The 18,752-nt window shown below is 46.5% G+C and carries 17 protein-coding genes; 10 read left to right on the top strand and 7 right to left on the bottom strand.

The window, feature by feature from the left end:
• Positions 1-49 precede the first annotated feature (49 nt).
• The 3 genes from AC58QT_RS13055 to AC58QT_RS13045 are packed head-to-tail and all read right to left on the bottom strand — an operon-like array spanning position 50 to position 3,970.
• On the bottom strand, positions 50-1,141 hold the full coding sequence (locus tag AC58QT_RS13055) for a GerAB/ArcD/ProY family transporter (protein ID WP_497409716.1): 1,092 nt from the start codon (positions 1,139-1,141) through the stop codon (positions 50-52).
• Positions 1,142-1,183: 42 nt separating this feature from the next.
• On the bottom strand, positions 1,184-2,416 hold the full coding sequence (locus AC58QT_RS13050) for a Ger(x)C family spore germination protein (RefSeq protein WP_497409350.1): 1,233 nt from the start codon (positions 2,414-2,416) through the stop codon (positions 1,184-1,186).
• 24 nt (positions 2,417-2,440) lie between these two features.
• Positions 2,441-3,970 carry a spore germination protein gene (locus tag AC58QT_RS13045; protein ID WP_497409349.1) on the bottom strand — a complete coding sequence of 510 codons (1,530 nt, stop codon included), beginning with the start codon at positions 3,968-3,970 and terminating at the stop codon, positions 2,441-2,443.
• A gap of 519 nt (positions 3,971-4,489) precedes the next feature.
• Here AC58QT_RS13045 and ilvB point away from each other — a divergent pair.
• The 5 genes from ilvB (at position 4,490) to AC58QT_RS13020 (ending at position 10,820) form a co-directional block, all read left to right on the top strand.
• Positions 4,490-6,235 (top strand): biosynthetic-type acetolactate synthase large subunit, encoded by a 1,746-nt coding sequence (gene ilvB, locus AC58QT_RS13040; RefSeq protein WP_497409348.1) that lies wholly within the window; start codon positions 4,490-4,492, stop codon positions 6,233-6,235.
• Positions 6,232-6,720 (top strand): acetolactate synthase small subunit, encoded by a 489-nt coding sequence (gene ilvN / locus AC58QT_RS13035; protein WP_056609108.1) that lies wholly within the window; start codon positions 6,232-6,234, stop codon positions 6,718-6,720. Before ilvB ends, ilvN begins: the two co-directional genes overlap by 4 nt.
• 146 nt (positions 6,721-6,866) lie before the next feature.
• Complete coding sequence (ilvC, locus tag AC58QT_RS13030) at positions 6,867-7,859, top strand: ketol-acid reductoisomerase (protein WP_497409347.1); 993 nt, start codon at positions 6,867-6,869, stop codon at positions 7,857-7,859.
• A gap of 124 nt (positions 7,860-7,983) precedes the next feature.
• The gene (locus AC58QT_RS13025; RefSeq protein WP_497409715.1) at positions 7,984-9,531 is read left to right on the top strand and encodes a 2-isopropylmalate synthase; all 1,548 of its coding nucleotides are present in this window, start codon (positions 7,984-7,986) and stop codon (positions 9,529-9,531) included.
• Positions 9,532-9,623: 92 nt separating this feature from the next.
• Positions 9,624-10,820: an aminotransferase-like domain-containing protein gene (locus tag AC58QT_RS13020; protein WP_310501242.1), complete on the top strand. Its 1,197-nt coding sequence runs from the start codon at positions 9,624-9,626 to the stop codon at positions 10,818-10,820.
• A 477-nt stretch (positions 10,821-11,297) separates the two neighbouring features.
• On the opposite strand, the gene AC58QT_RS13015 is transcribed toward AC58QT_RS13020, so the two are convergent.
• Positions 11,298-11,984, bottom strand: coding sequence for a putative endonuclease domain-containing protein (locus AC58QT_RS13015; RefSeq protein WP_497409346.1), 687 nt, complete (start codon positions 11,982-11,984; stop codon positions 11,298-11,300).
• A 212-nt stretch (positions 11,985-12,196) separates the two neighbouring features.
• Between AC58QT_RS13015 and AC58QT_RS13010 the strand changes: the two genes are divergently transcribed.
• The 5 genes from AC58QT_RS13010 (at position 12,197) to AC58QT_RS12990 (ending at position 16,042) form a co-directional block, all read left to right on the top strand.
• Positions 12,197-13,024: a VanW family protein gene (locus tag AC58QT_RS13010; RefSeq protein WP_497409345.1), complete on the top strand. Its 828-nt coding sequence runs from the start codon at positions 12,197-12,199 to the stop codon at positions 13,022-13,024.
• Between the two features lie 126 nt (positions 13,025-13,150).
• Complete coding sequence (locus AC58QT_RS13005) at positions 13,151-13,606, top strand: DUF2269 family protein (RefSeq protein ID WP_497409344.1); 456 nt, start codon at positions 13,151-13,153, stop codon at positions 13,604-13,606.
• A gap of 188 nt (positions 13,607-13,794) precedes the next feature.
• Entirely contained in the window at positions 13,795-14,874 is a 1,080-nt protein-coding gene (leuB, locus tag AC58QT_RS13000) for a 3-isopropylmalate dehydrogenase (RefSeq protein ID WP_310501238.1), read from the top strand.
• A 231-nt stretch (positions 14,875-15,105) separates the two neighbouring features.
• Complete coding sequence (locus AC58QT_RS12995; protein ID WP_310501237.1) at positions 15,106-15,654, top strand: peroxiredoxin; 549 nt, start codon at positions 15,106-15,108, stop codon at positions 15,652-15,654.
• A 79-nt stretch (positions 15,655-15,733) separates the two neighbouring features.
• The gene (locus AC58QT_RS12990; protein ID WP_497409343.1) at positions 15,734-16,042 is read left to right on the top strand and encodes a glycine cleavage system H family protein; all 309 of its coding nucleotides are present in this window, start codon (positions 15,734-15,736) and stop codon (positions 16,040-16,042) included.
• Here AC58QT_RS12990 and AC58QT_RS12985 read toward each other — a convergent pair.
• From AC58QT_RS12985 to AC58QT_RS12975, 3 genes are all read right to left on the bottom strand, one after another.
• Positions 16,039-16,362: a hypothetical protein gene (locus AC58QT_RS12985; protein ID WP_497409342.1), complete on the bottom strand. Its 324-nt coding sequence runs from the start codon at positions 16,360-16,362 to the stop codon at positions 16,039-16,041. The two genes, AC58QT_RS12990 and AC58QT_RS12985, sit on opposite strands and share 4 nt — an antisense overlap.
• A 47-nt stretch (positions 16,363-16,409) precedes the next feature.
• A complete protein-coding gene (locus AC58QT_RS12980; RefSeq protein WP_497409341.1) occupies positions 16,410-16,622 on the bottom strand; it encodes a hypothetical protein in 213 nt (70 codons plus the stop codon).
• 156 nt (positions 16,623-16,778) lie between these two features.
• On the bottom strand, positions 16,779-18,743 hold the full coding sequence (locus tag AC58QT_RS12975) for a glycoside hydrolase family 15 protein (protein ID WP_497409340.1): 1,965 nt from the start codon (positions 18,741-18,743) through the stop codon (positions 16,779-16,781).
• Positions 18,744-18,752 lie beyond the last annotated feature (9 nt).

Genomic DNA, 18,752 nt, shown 5'->3' with positions numbered 1-18,752 from the left:
ATACGCCAAAGAGCTTGTCCCCATTAGGGGGCAGGCTCTTTTTTTTGCGTCATGCGTCAGATGAAGCTTGTGGAGCTTGGATTTTCCGAAAGAGCATCACGATAAACATGAGGGTTGGAATGACAACCTGGAATAGGGGGTAGAGCTTCACACTGATTCTAAGTCCGAGCCATACGTGGATGGTATAGTTGGGTTCGAAGAAGGAGGAGATGAAGATGAGACTGCCCACGATGACAAGCCAGGTGGCTTTTCGAAGTGAGGGGAAAATATGTGCGAAGGCATAAACAGCCCCCCAGAAGAACGTTGTCATTTTGACGAACAAGCCAAGGAAAAGCAGGAGGGTGACGAGTACATCCAGTCGCTCGAAGATATCGCCAACTTCAATGAGCTGTACCGTTTGCAAAAAGGGCAACGTGCTGTTGGCAGCAAGTGTGGTGCCGAGTACCGTAATATTGATGACATTCATGAATATTAAGAAGAGGGAGACGATGGTGTAAGCCGTAAGACTTAGCTTCTTCACTTTTCCTTGCTCAGGCAGCATGTGCCATACCATGAAGAAGATGATGGTTTGCCCGAAAGGGAAAGAGACCATATCAGGAAAAGCGGCATGAAGGACGGGTTTAAAGCCATTTTCCAGGACGGGCAGTAAGTGATCTAGTTGAATGAGATGAGCGATACTAATCAAGAAAATAAGCAAGCCATAGCTGATAGCCAATAAGGGAAGCAGCGCTTCGGTCACGCGGAACAGCGTATCCACACCCATGAGAATGGCATAAGAAGCTAATAGCAGAATGATCATCATCGTTATGTATTTAGGTGTTGTGTTCAGCAAGGTTAAGTTCGAGATTTCTCCGAAATCGCGGACGTTCCTCATGGATTCATAGGCAAAATAGATGGCAAAGGAAATGCCGATGATGGTTCCAGCCATTTTTCCGAAGCAGAGCCGCAGGAGTCCGATGATGTCTTGATCGGGTGCGCGTCGTTGAATCGTGACAAACATGAGCAGTAAGAGAAATCCAAAGAGAGCTGCAGCAAGCATAGCGATCCAGGAGTCTTGTTTGGCACTACTGCCTAATGCGAATAGCGGGGTGCTCCCGATTTCAAATAGGATAATCATAACGACGAGTTGATAGTTCGTAATGCGATCTTCGATGTCCTTCGGCCTCCTTTCTCTGCTAGTGGCTCACTCTCCGGGATCTTTGATCATTTTCGAGAATGATTGGCCACTCATGCCGATTCTGGCTATTTTCACCCTAACCTCAGACTCGAATTGCAGGTTCGCAAATTGCTCATCCCAATCAGGTTTAATTTGCTTCCAGAATGTAGGGTCATGCTTATGAATCTTATCTGCGAAGTGAAATACATCGAGATTTTTCTTGACTGCGCTCTGAAAGGCTTCCGTCATGAGACGAGTGATTTCTGCGCTTACGACCCCTTCGAAAGCTTGTAACTCCTTCGGCTGCGTAAGATCATTCATACAGGCATTCTCATTGATGGTGCCCATGGTATCTACGTCGACATGCATAATTAAGCGTCCCGTGCTGGAGCGTATGTATTTCATTTTAGTCTTATTACGATCGATTCGAATTGCCGCTTTGATGTCTCTACTGTCTTTGGTACATCCAAAATACAAGGTTGTTCTTTTGATTGTATTGCGAATCCAGCTTATGCCATATTCTTCACTCGGTGTAAACCAGCCGGCTAATTTATCTTTTTTGAAAACAGCCATTCTGCCAAGTTTCAGCTTATTGCTGAAGGAGGTTTTTTTGAGAGCAGCAATCGTGTTGTTCTCACCTTCTCCAGAAATGGTGATTTCGGGAACGAGCGTATAGGGAGCGTCACTGGCGATAGTCGTCATCATTTGATAGATGGATACCTGCTTAAAAGTGGAGCTATTCATATCTTCGTTTCTAATCATGTTTTTAATGGCAGCACCGGGTACTTTTTCTAAGGGGACAATTTGTTCCAGGATTTTTCGCCCTTCGCCACTCGTTATCAGTATCCCCACCGTCTCGCGTGAATCAGAATTGCGCAGATAGACATCCAGTAGTTGGGAAATGCCTTCTTTGGCAGCCTTTTCTCCGATAACAATCACACGATTGTGAGCAAAAAATAGCGATCTTGGCATTTCTAAGCTGGATTCTTGGACAGCAGCACGAATCGAACTGCCGCTTGTCGAGAAAACCATGACAGGTGCCTGCTGCCCAGGGCTTCCGCCCGTATTGGGATTGGCGATGGATTGCGGGATAACGACCTGATACGAAATGGTCCAAACTTTGCCGTCCCAATCTACAGCGGTTGCAGAAGTTATAGCAAGTTGGTTCAATTCTTTGCGATCCCAACAGCCGGTGAGTAGTAAACAGCAAAAACTGAGGATCATCAGACGCTGCATGCTACTGTTGCCATACAGTTTCATGGCGATATCCTCCCCGAGAATGTCTTAGTAGCGATCTCTTTTAGGTGGAGAAGGCTTATCATAGGGCTTATTTCTTGTTGCGTTCGAGCGCGTAAACGGACGTATGCCTGTTAACCAACGCGGTACTCGAAGTAACGTATCTTTAATATGGCTAGCAGCGAGTGGGGCGACTGGTGTCAAATAAGGGACGCCGAACGACCGGAGTGATGCTAGGTGAATCAAGATGGCCATGCAGCCGGTCAGGATGCCAAATAAGCCGAAGGAGCCAGCGAGCAGCATAAGCCCAAAGCGAATTAATCGGGCAGCAACAGCCATATTGAGTGCAGGCGTTACGAAGTTCGAGATAGCCGTAAAAGAAACGATGATAACCATGGCGGCAGACACTAATCCAGCTTGTACAGACGCTTGCCCAAGCACGAGCGCTCCTACAATCGAAATGGCGGAACCAATAACACGCGGCATGCGTACACCAGCTTCACGAAGTACCTCAAAGGTGACTTCCATGAGCAATGCTTCTAACAATGCCGGGAAGGGAACGCCTTCACGCTGTGCGGCCAAGGAAATGAGCAAGGTCGTTGGCAGCATTTCCTGATGAAACGTTGTGATGGCGATATACAGTGCTGGAAGCAGCATGGAGACGAAAAACGAGATATAGCGAACACAACGCACGAATGTTGCAATATCAAAGCGTTGATAGTAGTCCTCACTTGATTTCATGAAGCTGAAAAAAGTGACGGGCGCTTGTAAAACGAAAGGTGTCCCATCGACTAGGATGGCGATCTGACCTTCGAGGATGCCAGCAGCAACAGCATCTGGGCGTTCAGAGTTCATAATCGTTGGAAAAGGGGAGTACGTTACATCCTCAATATATTCTTCAATATAGCCACTTTCTAGAATGCTGTCCGCATCTATTCGCTCTAATCGTGATGTGGCTTCTGTGACGACACGTTCATTGGCAATGCCCTCCAGGTAGGCAATGATGACCTCAGTTTGTGTATACCGACCGATGCGTAAGGAAATAAAACGAAGATCAGGAGATCTGATTTTTCTCCGTAATAAAGAAGTGTTCGTTCGAATATCCTCTGTGAAGCTTTCCTTTGGGCCACGGACGACGGTTTGTGTTTGAGGTTCTTCAATGGCTCTCGTTTCCCAACCTGAGGTGCCTGCGATAATCACCTCGTCATAGCCATCCGCAATCAGGATGGTATTGCCACCTAGAAGGGCAGCGAGTACAGCAGTTCCTTCCTTGCTCATGGTTAGTTCACTGATGGTAATCGCCTGACACAACAAATCATGGAAGCATAGATCTTGCTGCCAATAGGAGGCATTCTCATGAGCGCTGAGCAGCGGCTTGGTCACATGTTCATTCAAAATCTCATTCTGCACGAGTCCATCGATGTAAAATAAAGCGACGCTATTCGTTTCTGGATATACACCGATTTCTAGTTGTCGATAGTACACATCTGAGCTTTTTCCTAGTTTATCTTTCAGCCATTTGACATTGTCTTGTAAGGAAGTAGACATGGGGAAAGGGACTTGCAGAGACGTCTTCATCGTTGGCCTCCTCAGAACTTTCCATAGAATTGGTATTATCTTCTCTCACTTCCCAATGTTTTATTCGAACTACCTATTGACTATTGGCCTTCGGATGCATATAATAATCTTTAATCATATTTGATATGGTGAAGCATACGAATGAATCGCTATGAAGAGGAAGAAGTAATAAGGGCACTTATGCGCAGAGAGCGTTGGACTTGCTGAAACCATCGCCTTAATCCCTTACGTACGAAGTCACCTCGGAGCTGTTTTCCTGAAACATGCGAATGTTCGCACGTAGTAGGGAGGACCGGGAGAGCACACGTTATCGTGCTGAGGGTAATGTTCATGATTGAGCATACCTGCTAAGGTTATGTGCTGTGAGGCATATAGCAAATTTGGGTGGTACCACGGAAGCTTAAACCCCTTTCGTCCCGTTGAACACGTTACGTGCGTGTCCGGGATGATAGGGGTTTTTCTTATTTTCATGGCATGGTAGACGATAACACGAATTGACTTTTCGAGAGGAGGATCACAATGAATGTTCAAACTGAACCAAAACGCTCTAAAGAAGAACTAATTGAAAAGCTGACGCAGCCAGACCTGATTACAGGTTCCGAGATTTTGCTAAGAAGCTTATTGCTGGAGGGTGTGGATTGCGTCTTTGGATATCCAGGCGGCGCGGTATTGTACATCTATGATGCGATGCACGGTTTTGATGATTTCAATCACTTATTGACTAGACATGAGCAAGGCGCTATTCACGCAGCTGACGGCTACGCTCGTTCAACTGGCAAAGTTGGCGTATGTATCGCAACTTCCGGACCGGGGGCTACGAATCTAGTCACAGGTATTGCTACAGCATATATGGATTCTGTTCCTCTAGTTGTTATTACAGGTAACGTTGCAACGAACTTCATCGGTACGGATGCTTTCCAAGAGGCTGACATTACAGGTATTACAATGCCAATTACGAAGCACAGCTACTTGGTAAGAGACGTTAATGACCTGCCGCGTATCATTCACGAAGCATTCCATATTGCGAACTCTGGACGTAAGGGCCCGGTTCTCATTGACATACCAAAGGATGTCTCCGCTCATAAAACGATATTTAAGCCTGCAAAGGATCTAAGCATTCGTGGTTATAACCCTACGGTGCAACCGAATAAACTGCAAGTTGATAAACTGATCAAAGCCATTGAAGAGGCTGAACGTCCAGTCATCATTGCAGGTGGCGGCGTTGTTTATGCGGATGCTTCCAAAGAATTGATCGAATTTGTTAATAAAACACAGATTCCAGTTGCCACAACTTTGCTTGGTTTAAGCGGCTTCCCTAGTGCTCATGAGCTATGGCTCGGTATGCCAGGGATGCACGGAACATTTACAGCGAATACTGCGATTCAAAATGCAGATCTTCTCATCTCCATCGGTTCCCGTTTCGATGATCGGGTGACGATGAATTTGAATGGTTTTGCTCCAAAGGTAAAAGTAATCGCTCATATCGACGTAGATCCAGCTGAAATCGGCAAGAACGTGAAGACGGATATCCCATGCGTTGGTGATGTGAAAGCCGTTCTGGAGTATGCGAATACGAAAGCGAAACCTGCGAATAACGCAGCATGGATTGCTGAGCTGCAAGAAAGCAAAGAGAAGTTCCCGTTGAAATACGGCGAAACCGAAACTGAGCTTAAACCGCAATACGTTATTGAAATGATCAGCGAAACAACGAAAGGTGAAGCGATCGTTACAACGGACGTAGGTCAGCATCAAATGTGGGCCGCGCAGTTCTATAAATTCAAAAACCCTCGCTCCCTAGTAACATCAGGTGGACTTGGAACAATGGGCTTCGGATTCCCATCGGCGATCGGCGCTCAAATGGGGAACCCGGATAAACTAGTTGTTTCCATTAATGGCGACGGCGGCGTTCAAATGTGTGCGCAAGAGCTTGCGATCTGTGCGATCAACAACATTCCGGTTAAAGTTGTTATTATCAACAACCAAGTGCTTGGGATGGTTCGCCAATGGCAAGAGATTATTTATGACAATCGCTATAGTCACATTGACTTGGCAGGAAGCCCTGATTTCGTGAAGCTTGCAGAAGCTTACGGCGTGAAAGGCTTGCGCGCAACGACGAAAGAAGAAGCGAGAAGAGTATGGCAGGAAGCCCTCGATACACCGGGGCCTGTCGTTATTGATTTCGTCGTACCGAAGGGCGAGAACGTGTTCCCAATGGTTAAAGCGGGCGATACAATTAGTGACATGTTAATGGGGGATTCGGAATGACAACTAAACATACAGTTTCCGTACTCGTAAACAATCAGCCTGGTGTCCTGCAACGTGTATCTGGTTTGTTCGGACGCCGTGGTTTTAACATTGAAAGCATCACCGTGGGAGAGTCCGAAGAAAACGGACTTTCCCGGATGGTTATCGTAACCACGGGTGATGACAACACATTGGAGCAAATCTCCAAGCAGTTGTACAAGTTGATTGACGTTATCAAGGTTGTTGATCTGAGCTCCAATCCAATGGTAGCCAGAGAACTCGCACTTATCAAAGTAAATGCTGAACCGATCATGCGCCCAGAAATTCTTGGTATCGTAGAAACATTCCGTGCGGCAGTTGTCGATATCGGTCCTGCTTCATTAATCGTGCAAGTTGTTGGAGATTCAGATAAAATAGATGCTATGGTCGAATTGCTTCGTCCTTATGGCATTCGTGAGCTTTCCCGTACGGGCGTTACTGCGATGATTCGCGGTTCGGTTAAATAAATTTTTACCAGGAAAAGCCAAGAGATCTATCAGCAATAACTTCTCCTTGAGTGGGGGTTTCAGCGAGGTACCACGGTAAATCGTTGAAACACCCACTCAAGGGGTAGACAAAACGGATTCATTATATCAAAGGAGGATTTATTCGAATGGCAGTTACTACTTACTATGAAAAAGATGCAGACTTAGCGGTACTTAAAGGTAAAACGATTGCGGTTGTTGGTTATGGTTCCCAAGGGCACGCACAAGCACAAAACTTGCGTGACAGTGGTTTGAACGTTATTATCGGTCTTCGTGAAGGCCGTTCATGGAACGCAGCTAAAAACGATGGTTTCGAAGTTGTATCTGTAGAAGAAGCAGCACAACGCGCTGATGTTATCCAAATTTTGATGCCGGATGAAACGCAAGCTCGCGTATACAAAGAGTCCATTCAACCGAACATGAAAAAAGGCGCAGCAATCATGTTCTCCCACGGATTTAACATCCACTTCGGACAAATCGTTGCTCCTGAAGGTACAGATGTATTCTTGGTAGCTCCTAAATCCCCTGGTCACATGGTACGTCGTACGTACGTTGAAGGCTTTGGTGTACCTGGTCTAATCGCAATCGAGAAAGATGCGACTGGCAATGCAAAAGCAATCGGTCTTGCTTATGCAAAAGGTATCGGCTGTACACGTGCAGGCGTTATCGAAACTACGTTCAAAGAAGAAACAGAAACAGACTTGTTCGGTGAGCAAGCAGTTCTTTGCGGCGGTGCTTCTGAACTAGTTAAAGCTGGTTTCGAAACATTGGTTGAAGCGGGCTATGCACCAGAAATGGCTTACTTTGAGTGCTTGCACGAATTGAAATTGATCGTAGATATGATGTATGAAGGCGGACTTGCTTCCATGCGCAGCTCCATCTCCAACACAGCAGAATACGGTGACTATGTAACAGGTCCTCGTATCATCACAGCTGAAACGAAGAAAGAAATGAAAGCAGTTCTTACTGACATCCAACAAGGTAAATTCGCTCGCGACTTCATCTTGGAAAACCAATCCAACTTTGCATTCATGAACGCTACGCGTCGTAACGAAGCAGCACACCCAATCGAGGTTGTTGGTTCCCAATTACGCGAAATGATGCACTGGATCAAAAAATAATTATTAGGCATTATTGAATTTTATAGCTATACATTCCACAGGGAGTGATTGAGGAGAATTTCCCAATTGCTCCCTGTGAATACTATAACGACTTGGAAAAATGATACTCACAGGAGGTGACATGGTGCGTAAAATTTATATTTTTGATACAACCCTTCGTGATGGAGAGCAATCACCAGGTGTGAACTTGAATATGCAGGAGAAGGTCGAAATCGCTTTGCAGCTGGAGAAGCTGGGTGTGGATCGTATGGAGGCTGGTTTTCCTGCGGCATCCCCAGGAGATTTAGCTGGCGTGAACGCGGTCGCTAGAGCGATTAAGAACGCTTCTGTTATCGGCTTGTCCCGTGCGAGAGAGAATGATATTGAGGCTGTACGTGAAGCGCTTCAAGGTGCACAAGATCCATGCATTCATCTATTCCTTGCCACGTCTCCGATTCACCGTCAGCATAAGCTGCGGATGGAGAAGCACCAAGTGCTCGAAACAGCTGAAGCTGCGATTAAATATGCGAAGAAGTATTTCAGCAAAATCGAGTTTTCACTCGAGGATGCTGGGCGTACGGAGCTGGACTTCATCGCTGAAGTGACGAGCATGGCGATTCGTGCTGGCGCATCTGTTGTGAATATTCCAGATACGGTCGGCTATATGACACCGTATGATTACGGTAATATTTTCAAAATGCTGAAGGAAACAGTCCCAGGCATTGAAAAAATTCAATTGAGCGCGCACTGCCATGACGATCTTGGCATGGCAACTGCGAACGCGCTCGCAGCTGTATTGAACGGTGCTGATCAAATTGAAGGCACCATCAACGGGATTGGCGAGCGCGCAGGGAACACCTCGATCGAGGAAGTTGTCATGGCGCTGGAAACACGCCAGGACTTCTACCAAGCGAAAACTTCGCTTGTGTTGAACGAGATCTACCGCACAAGCCGTCTTGTCAGCAAGCTGACAGGCATGGTGGTTCCAGGCAATAAGGCGATTGTTGGCGCTAACGCCTTCGCGCATGAGTCCGGCATCCATCAGGATGGTATGCTCAAAGAAAAAACAACGTACGAGATTATGTCTCCTGAAACGATCGGCGTGAAGGAAAGTAAGCTCGTTATGGGGAAACACTCCGGACGTCACGCGTTCCGTGAGAAGCTCATTGATCTTGGTTACGAACTCGGCGACGAGCAAGTAAACGTGGCTTTTGCCAAGTTCAAGGATTTGGCAGATCGTAAGAAGCAAGTCGAAGACGAAGATATCCGTGCTCTAATCGAAGAAAAATTGATTGAGACTCCGGAAATTTTCGCGCTTGGCACGCTTCAAGTTGCCTACGGTAACCAAATGACACCAACTGCAACGGTTCATGTTCGCTTTCAAGATGGCAGCGAAGTGGCTGAGAGCGCGGTAGGCAATGGTTCCGTTGATGCGATTTACAATGCGATTGATAAAGCAACGAAAGAAAACGTCGAACTGGATGACTACTCCATCAAATCCGTTTCACACGGGAAAGATGCGCTGGGTGAAGTTCACGTTGTTCTGAAACAGGATAACGTGTCCGTACAAGGACGCGGTATTTCGACGGACATTCTGGAAGCAAGCGCGAAGGCTTACCTAGACGCTGTGAACAGACTAATCGATAAACGCAAAAACCCAACAAGTAATAGAAGCAACGTAACGTTAATATAAGCTCTTAGCTATTATGGCAACCCGGATTAGCACCTCACCTCCATGTATCGAGGAGGGGTGCTTTCTACAAATGCGAAAGGATGCGTCCCTGTATGAAATATCGATTTTCTAAATCGTTGGAAGGCTTCTCATCGTCAGCAGTAAGAGAAATTCTTAAGTTGACGCAAGGGAGCTCGATTATTTCCTTTGCTGGCGGATTGCCTGCTGAAGAGTTTTTTCCCTTAGACGCGGTTAGCGAAGCGTTCACAAGAGTTATTGGCGGCGGAAAGTCTGCGCTGCAATACGGGTTAACAGAAGGCTACAAGCCTTTGCGCGAATCCTTATGCAAACGGATGGCAGCGAAGAACATGCTGGTTACCCCAGACGAAATGCTGTTAACGACGGGGTCACAACAAGCAATTGACCTTTTGACACGCGTATATATTGATGAAGGCGATGTTATCCTTGTTGAACGTCCGACCTATTTGGCAGCGATCCAAGTGTATCAAGCCAAAGGCGCGAAAATCGTCTCAGTCGATAGCGACAATGACGGCATGATTCTCGAGGATTTGGCAGCTAAAATTGCACAGTATAATCCGAAAATGGTCTATGTCATTCCAACCTTCTCGAACCCAGCGGGTCGTGCGTGGAGCTTGGAACGCCGCCAAGGCTTGCTGGATATTTGCCGCGGTGCTGACGTACTGATTCTGGAAGATGACCCTTACGGGGAAATCCAGTTTGACGAGAGCGAAAGCTACCCGACTGTCTATTCGCTAGGTGGCAAAGCAGAAGGCGGGAATGTTGTATACACGAGCACATTCTCCAAAACCGTTGCACCTGCTTTCCGTACAGGCTGGATCATGGGTGATGAGTCAATCATTCGTCAAGTTGCTCGCTTCAAGCAATCGGCGGATCTGCATTCCAGCACGATTGATCAGCAAACGTTGTATCATTTGCTTGAGCATTTTGATCTGGATGCTCATATTTCCTTGATCCGTGAACAGTATCTGGATCGGATGAAGTTCATGTCAGGACTGCTCACAGAGTTGAACTGGCCGGGTCTGAAATGGGAAGAGCCAAAGGGCGGCATGTTCATTTGGGTCGAGCTTCCTGAGCAAATTAACGCAGCCGATTTGTTAAAAATCGCGGTGAAAGAAGGCGTTGCCTTTGTTCCCGGTGCTACGTTCTACGCGGAGAATCCGCAGTACAACACCATGCGCCTGAACTACACGCATACGGACAAAGAAACGACCGTTCTGGGCATGAAAAAGCTCGCAAAGGCGATGGAATCCTATTTGCAAAATGCATAAGCGCAGCACCCAAGGCCGTTGGCTTTGGGTGTTTTTTTGTGCGCCGCGCGGGCGCCGGCTGCGCGATCGAGAGCGAGAGGAATAGCGCCCCTTTTGGGCGCTATTGAAGTGCTCGCGGCGCACGTGGGCACAGATAAGGCCCGAAAAGGGCCTTAAAGCGAGGCGTGCCGGCTGCGTCGGTCGAGAGCGAGAGGAATAGCGCCGCTTTTGGGCGCTATTGAAGTGCTCGCGGCGCACGAGGGCACAGATAAGGCCCGAAAAGGGCCTTAAAGCGAAGCACACAGGCTGCGCGATCGAGAGCGAGAGGAATAGCGCCCCTTTTGGGCGCTATTGCAGTGCTCGCGGCGCACGTGGGCACAGATAAGGCCCGAAAAGGGCCTTAAAGCGAGGCGCGCCGGCTGCGTGATCGAGAGCGAGAGGAATAGCGCCGCTTTTGGGCGCTATTGAAGTGCTCGCGGCGCACGTGGGCGCAGCCACTCACCTAACCATCTGGCTGGCAACTGTGGGGTGTAATTGATAGAATCTAATCCGTTGCTGCCCTTCAACCACGGGGATGAGAATCTGCTTCTCTTTCATCTGGTGGAGGATGTTCCTTGATTTCTTAGATCCGAACTGCAAAAGTTCAGAAACATGACGAGGAGAGATCGCTTTTCCTTGTGAGAGGGCTAGCCGACAAATCGCTTTTTCAACGATACTTAGCTCCCCATATTGTTCGCTCGCCCCATGCTGTTCACTGAAATATTTCCCAATAAATTGCAGGATGATCTGCTCGCACATACGAGGGCGATTCTTCACATCATCATATGAAAAACGCAATATTTTCCATCCGTCGATCATCATATGATTTTGACGAATAAGTCCATCGGAGAATTCTGTTCGACTGATCTGGCTGGCGTGGGTGGTGTACCCATCAATTTCGATAGCAAGCTTCAGCCCTTGTCTGATGTAGGCAAAATCGATATAACGAGTTCCATCTCGGAAATCTTTAATTTCAAATTCAGGATGCAAATATAGAAACTCACCTAATGCTCTCCACCACACTTGTTTCAAAAATAATCGCTCGGCATGACCATGCCCTTCCATTAATCTGCGCAATCTTTCACCTTTACGTTTGCTAAAATGTTCCTGCAGGAATGTCTCATAAGATGTATCGAATACTGACATAATGCAATTCGCCTCCTTTTTAGAAAATAAAGAAGCCGCTCCCTAGCATCAGCAAAAGCTGAACTAGAAAAGCGGCGTGTGCTTCACTACCATTTTTATCCACTTTATCATAGAGATAATAGCGTTAGCAAGTTGGATTTTGAGTCCGTTGACTTGGCATTATTTTGAAACTAAGATGGAAATAGGATGTGATGAAAGGGGACCTTCACGAAATGAGTAAGCCCTTAAAGCCGATCCACCGAAGTCGAGCCAGGATATATCTAGGGATCAAAGCGTATCGTTTGAAACGATATTTGGCCTGGTTTTTCGATGGGAAACAATATGCAACACGTAAACAAGATCAATTGCTGCCAGAGGTAGCTTTTACGCATCGTACCCCTCTTTTAAGACAATTGAAGGATGTAGATATGTGGCTCCAGCATAATAAGGTGATCAACTTGAAGGTAGCAGTCAAACAGTTAAATGGTGTGATTCTACAGCCTGGTGAGACTTTTTCCTATTGGCGCTTAATTGGCAGTACTACCCGCAGGAAGGGGTACGTTGATGGGATGGTTCTCTTTCATGGGAAGGTGAAGACGGGAGTTGGGGGCGGTTTATGCCAGCTTTCGAATCTAATCTACTGGATGACCCTGCACACGCCGCTTACGGTAACGGAGAGGTATCGACATAGTTATGATGTATTTCCAGATGCGGGGAGATCGCAACCTTTTGGGAGTGGAGCAACGTGTTATTACAATTACTTAGATTTGCAGATTAGGAATGAGACACAAGAACCGTATCAGTTGAAGATCCATGTTTCGGATACCCATTTGGTTGGTGAATGGCTTACACTTAGCCCTAATTTACATCGGTATGAGATACATGAAAAGAACCATAGAATTACGCGGGAATACTGGGGTGGATATGTCAGGCACAATGAAATTCACCGCAGAGTCTTGAATAGAGAAGGGCATTTGGTAAGGGATGAGTGGGTGACGGATAACCATGCGATTATGATGTATGAACCGTTGCTGACCGCTGGGAATGACGATAAAATTTGATGAAATCTTAATCATTTATATGGTAATAAAATACAGTAATGGTGAGGGCCATCATAGCATATTCAGCTTCCGGATTGTATCTTATAAACTGTGTCGTTTATATATTACAAGGAAGAGGTGAACGGTGTGAAGTTCCTAGTTCTCATTCATGTGTTGTCTGCCATTATCGGAGTTGGTCCAACTTTTTTTGCTCATGTGTTGCTTAGAAAAGATCAAACGCTTGAAGAGTTACGGATGTCCTTGCGCGTGGGAAGTCGATTGGAAATGTTTCCGAAAATCGGCGGCAGCCTTGCTGTGCTAACAGGTCTATTGTTGATTTGGTTAGGCGATTATGGCTCTATCATGCAAATTTGGTTGATCGGCTCGCTTGTGGCTTATGTCATCATTCAAATTATTGCTATCGGCTTTGCAACGCCTAATCAGAAAAAACTCGGAGGCTGGGTGTTGGATCCTTCTAATCAGAAAGCGACTTCACTCCCCGGTGAGCAGTTGCTGCTATGGGTTAAGGCCCGGAACTATTTCTATGCGGCATCTACGGTGGGTGTCATTTTGTTCATCTTCATGATTATTAAACCTAGCTAATGTGTTATCCCTTTCTTGCCTAAAACAAGAGAGGTTTTTTTTATAACTCGCATTATAGGAATAAACTATCAAAGCGATAGCTTTTATATCTAAAGTAGGGTGTTATCTTATGGTACAATGAGGTCAGGATATAAACGATTGGAAGACTAACAAACTAGGTTTGCTAAAATAAGGAGTGAATGATTGTCATGGCTGATGTTAAAAAGATTGCGGTAATCGCTGGGGACGGTATTGGTCCAGAAGTCGTTGCAGAAGCAGAAAAAGTATTGAAGCGTACGGAAGAATTATTCGGCTATCAATTTGAAACAGAACACGCGCTTTTCGGTGGTATCGCGATTGATGAGAAAGGTACACCTCTTCCGGAAGAAACATTGAAAGTCTGTCAATCCGCAGACGCTGTACTTCTTGGAGCCGTTGGTGGTCCGAAATGGGATAACAATTCCAAAGAGCTTCGTCCAGAAACAGGTCTTCTAGGTATTCGTAAAGCGCTTGGCTTGTTCTCCAACATTCGTCCTGCGTTCATCTTCGATTGCTTGAAAGAAGCTTCTACATTGAAACCAGAAGTTCTTGAAGGTACGGATTTGATCGTTGTTCGTGAGTTGACTGGCGGTATTTACTTCGGTGAGAAATTCCGTCGTGAAACAGCTAACGGTCAAGAAGCGGTTGATACTTGTGCTTACAGCGAGAAAGAAGTTGAGCGTATCGCGCGCCAAGCGTTTGACATCGCACGCACACGTCGCAAGAAACTTGCTTCTGTTGATAAAGCGAACGTACTTGAAACATCCCGCCTATGGCGTGAAGTCGTCATCCGCGTATCGGCTGACTACCCAGATGTTGAGCTTGAGCACGTATTGGTTGATAACTGTGCGATGCAATTGCTTCGCCGTCCGTCCTCCTTCGATGTTATCGTAACTGAGAACATGTTCGGTGACATCTTGAGCGACGAAGCAGCGATGCTGACAGGTTCCATCGGAATGCTGGCATCCGCTTCCCTTGGCGAAGGTGCATTCGGCTTGTACGAGCCGGTACACGGATCTGCGCCTGATATCGCAGGTCAAGGTATCTCTAACCCAATTGCAACAATCCTTTCCGTTGCTTTGATGTTCCGTTTGACGTTCGGCTACCACGAAGCTGCGGATTCCATCGAGCGCGCGGTGAAAGAAGTGTTAGACGCTGGTCACCGTACTGGCGACATCGCAGTAGATAAGAGCACAGCAATCGGTACATTGGCAATGGGTCAATTAATCGTTGACGCTATGCGCAAATAATCATACAAATAAGCCCGTATTTTCCGAAGCGGTTTTGCTTCGGGAATGCGGGCTTTTTTACAACAAAAACGTATGCAGAGAGATGAATGTGTCAATCGATGGTACTCCCTATTGGATTAAAATAATTATTATCTAGTATACGATCTAATTATTGACTTTCAGGTAGGTGGATGGTACCATTTTATACGGATAATATAGAATTTAGATAGATTTTGAGGAGGAATTATACCCATGGCAGAACGTTTAGTTGGTAAACAAGCTCCTGATTTCACAATGGAGACAGCTACAGGTGATGGTACAGGATTTGGTAAAGCATCTTTGTCTGATTACAAAGGAAAATGGTTAGTTCTTTTCTTCTACCCATTGGACTTCACATTTGTATGTCCAACTGAAATCACAGCGATTAGCTATGCTGCTGATCAATTCAAAGCATTGGACACTGAAATTCTTGGTGTTTCCATTGACAGCATCCACACTCACAAAGCGTGGATCAACACACCAATTAACGACAACGGTCTTGGCAAATTGGCATTCCCACTTGCTGCAGACATCACAAAATCCGTTGCACGTGACTATGGCGTTCTAATCGAAGAAGAAGGTATCGCGCTTCGCGGTCTGTTCATCATCGATCCAGAAGGCGAATTGAAATACGAAGTTGTTAACCACAACGACGTAGGTCGCAGCGTAGAAGAGACACTTCGTGTGCTTCAAGCGCTTCAATCCGGCGGATTGTGCCCAATGAACTGGAAACCAGGCGACAAAAACTTGGTTGTTAAATAAGTTTTAACTCAATAGGAAGGCCCCTCGGTTAGCATGCGAATGCGGGCGGAGGGGCCTTTCTTTATAAGGAGAACAGACGATGGATGACAGGATGACGGAAGATTTGTATTGGATACGTCAAGAAGGCAATGAAGCGGTTATAGGGTTAACCGAGCATGCATTAGAGAAATGGGGCATGATTCTATACATTGAACTTCCAGAAAAAGGTATGAAATTAACGGAAGGTGCGTTCATGAGCTCCCTTGAAACCGCGGTAGATGAACACGATTTATTCTCTCCTGTAACGGGTGAAGTAGTCGCTGTGAACATACTGATCGAGCGGGCAACGGGAATACTCTATGAGTCGCCGTATGAGAAAGGCTGGTTATTCCGAGTAGCGTTGGCTTAGTCCCCGCCGCCTCCGCCACCATCGCCACCACCACCGCCAGAATCTCCGCCTCCGCTACTCCCTCCGCCACTATCGTTAGATGTTCCGTGATCACTATGACCTCCATGGTGGTGACTTCCATGATGACTTCCATGATGATGACCACCATGATGACGATGATCCTCAAATGAAGAGGAATCGCTAGCAAAGCCGCTATAGCTAGTGTCATGGTTGTCATGTCGACGCCTGCGCTGGTTCCTGTTGCGAGATTCGTGGGAGAAAGCAGAAAAAAGAAAGATAACGACAATTACGAATATAAAAATAGTGATGATAGTTCCCATACACAACCTCCTTGATAATTAAACAGGCTGATTTGGTTAAGAAAGGGCTAGTCCGAATCGGAGTCTCCTGAGCTTCCCGAATCGCCAGAGTCGCTGGAATCACCGTAATGGTCATCCCCGTGACTGCTGTGGTGATGGTTGTGGTGACCGCGCTGAGGGTTATGATCATAGACAGATGTGTCATGCCAGTTACTTGAATCGCTTGCAAGAGCTCTTTTTCTACGAGATTTTCCAAGCGGAGGAATGTCTAATTTCTTCATTTTCATACTTTTCCGAATGCGGGAGAATATCACATAAAGCAAATAAAGAATGATGATACATAAGATATAGAAATTTAAATTCCCCAGAACCAGATCCCCCTATGGTCGAATATGAAAGGAGGACAAGATTTACTCCTGTCCTCCGTTTACTATCGTTTACTTTCCTAAAAGTTGTTTGTATTTGTTTAAATATTTGACCACAGTCAGTACATAAGTCGCATGGGACCAAGTAAGAGGAGCAACAGACACCGGCTCGCCGGAGAATGGATCCAATTGCTCGGACAATACGCCGCTTTCCATGGCGTGCTTGACGACCCACTCCAGCGTTTTGCGCGGAGCTTCAAGGTCAGCAACCGTTTTGGCGTACTCAATTTCCCATTCAGCAATCCAGAGTGTACAGATAATCCAAGGATTCCCTGGCACTTTTTCAATGTCTGTCGAGCGTTGGAAGTAATAATCATGATGATAACGGGCTGAGCCGCCGACTTCGGTTTTGATCATGAGACCTTCTTTGTTAGCTTGCATCGTGCTGACCACACGTGGATCATCAGCAGGCAATACACCAAACTCAAAAATGCCGTACACAGAGCTTTCCAGCGTCATATCTTTGACCCATTGACCGTCTTCCATATACAAGCCGCGAACGAATCGTTGTTCACCTTCGTCCCAAAGATGCTTCAGGATGCCGGATTTAATTTTCTCCGCGGTATGCTTGTAGCGATTGCTCCGCTCTTCATCCCCAAAGAGGTTGCTGAAGTTGGAGGCAGCGATCAAGCCACCATATACAGCAGAGGCTGTAAAGGTGTAGATTCCGTAACGTTCCTCCCACAAATCGTAGCTCGGTTTAGGTAAGTTCAGTTCTTGATCAATGTAAGTGGACATAAATCTGGCTGCTCGACGGATCAAATTGCGGTATAACGATTGCGCAAATTCCAAACTTCCATTCTTCTGGAAATCCTGCCAGAGAGCGTATAAGACGAGCGCCGTTTCATCTTCCTGAATTGGAAGCTGCACGCGCCCAGAATGAATGTAGGGATGCCAACTGGAGCCCACGGTTCCGTCTGGATTATATTTGTGATGCAGGTATCCTTCCGGTGAAAGCACGTTTGCGCAGAAGTTAAAAAATGGAATAATCATTCCTTGGTAACCAGCCATGGACATGGAGTAAGCGATTAATGCACCATCACGTGGCCACATGTAGCTGTAATGATCACGGTTGCTTTGCATGATATCAGAATCATTCGCTGCAATAATTGCCCCGTTAACATCGGTTTGCGTGCGAACGAGCAAAAGGCTTTGTTTGAAGAGGCGTTGCACTTCAGGTGTGAGATCGAAGTAGTCGCGCTCGATTTTGTTCGCCCAACGCTGCCAATAGACCGTCACACGATCAAGCAGCTTGCCAGGGTGGCTGTCTTTGACGTAGGCGTCGAGCTTTTTAACTTCCTCCAGATTCTTGCCTGCGCCCATCCAGTAGTAGAGGGTTTGGTCTCCGTTAGGAGGAACGAAGAGTCGGAACGAGATCGTACTATCGACAGAGCCCTGTGCAATGGCATTCCCCATCAAATGACCATCTTCCGCATCGCGCCATGTGCCTTCGGCGTTATAGAATCTTTTGACACCAGTAGAATATTGAAATATACCTTCTGTGCCGGTGCTGCCGTTAAACATAAAGTAACGATCTTTTTTATAATGAAAGACGGTATTCGTTGAAGGGTAATAAGCGGCTGTGTCGCCAACCTCCGTCTCATTAATGAGCAGATCCTGGTTGAAGAACATGCGTACTTCACGAACCGTATTCGTGTGATTGGTAATGTGAATTCGCTTCAAATAAATATCCTCACGCTGGTGAACGCCGTCATTCATAAGAAGAGTTACACCGAGGCCGGGATGTGTAGCTGTCACTTCTGTGACAAGGGAATCCTCCACATACGCGAGCTTGAATTGCCACTCAGGGGCATTCAGCCATGCGAAGTCACCATCTACCCATACACCAACACGGCACTGATAACCGCCAATATGGTTAAGCTGGCCTACGAAAGGATAGTACAGATCCCGCATGTAGGAATGCTGATCGAGGTTAATAAGGAATTTTCCATTTCCGATGACCAGATGTCTTGGCAATACAATCAC

The sequence above is a fragment of the Paenibacillus sp. J31R109 genome (assembly GCF_059692055.1).
The sequence above is the reverse complement of the archived record's forward strand: the minus strand, read 5'-3'. Positions and strand labels throughout refer to the sequence as shown.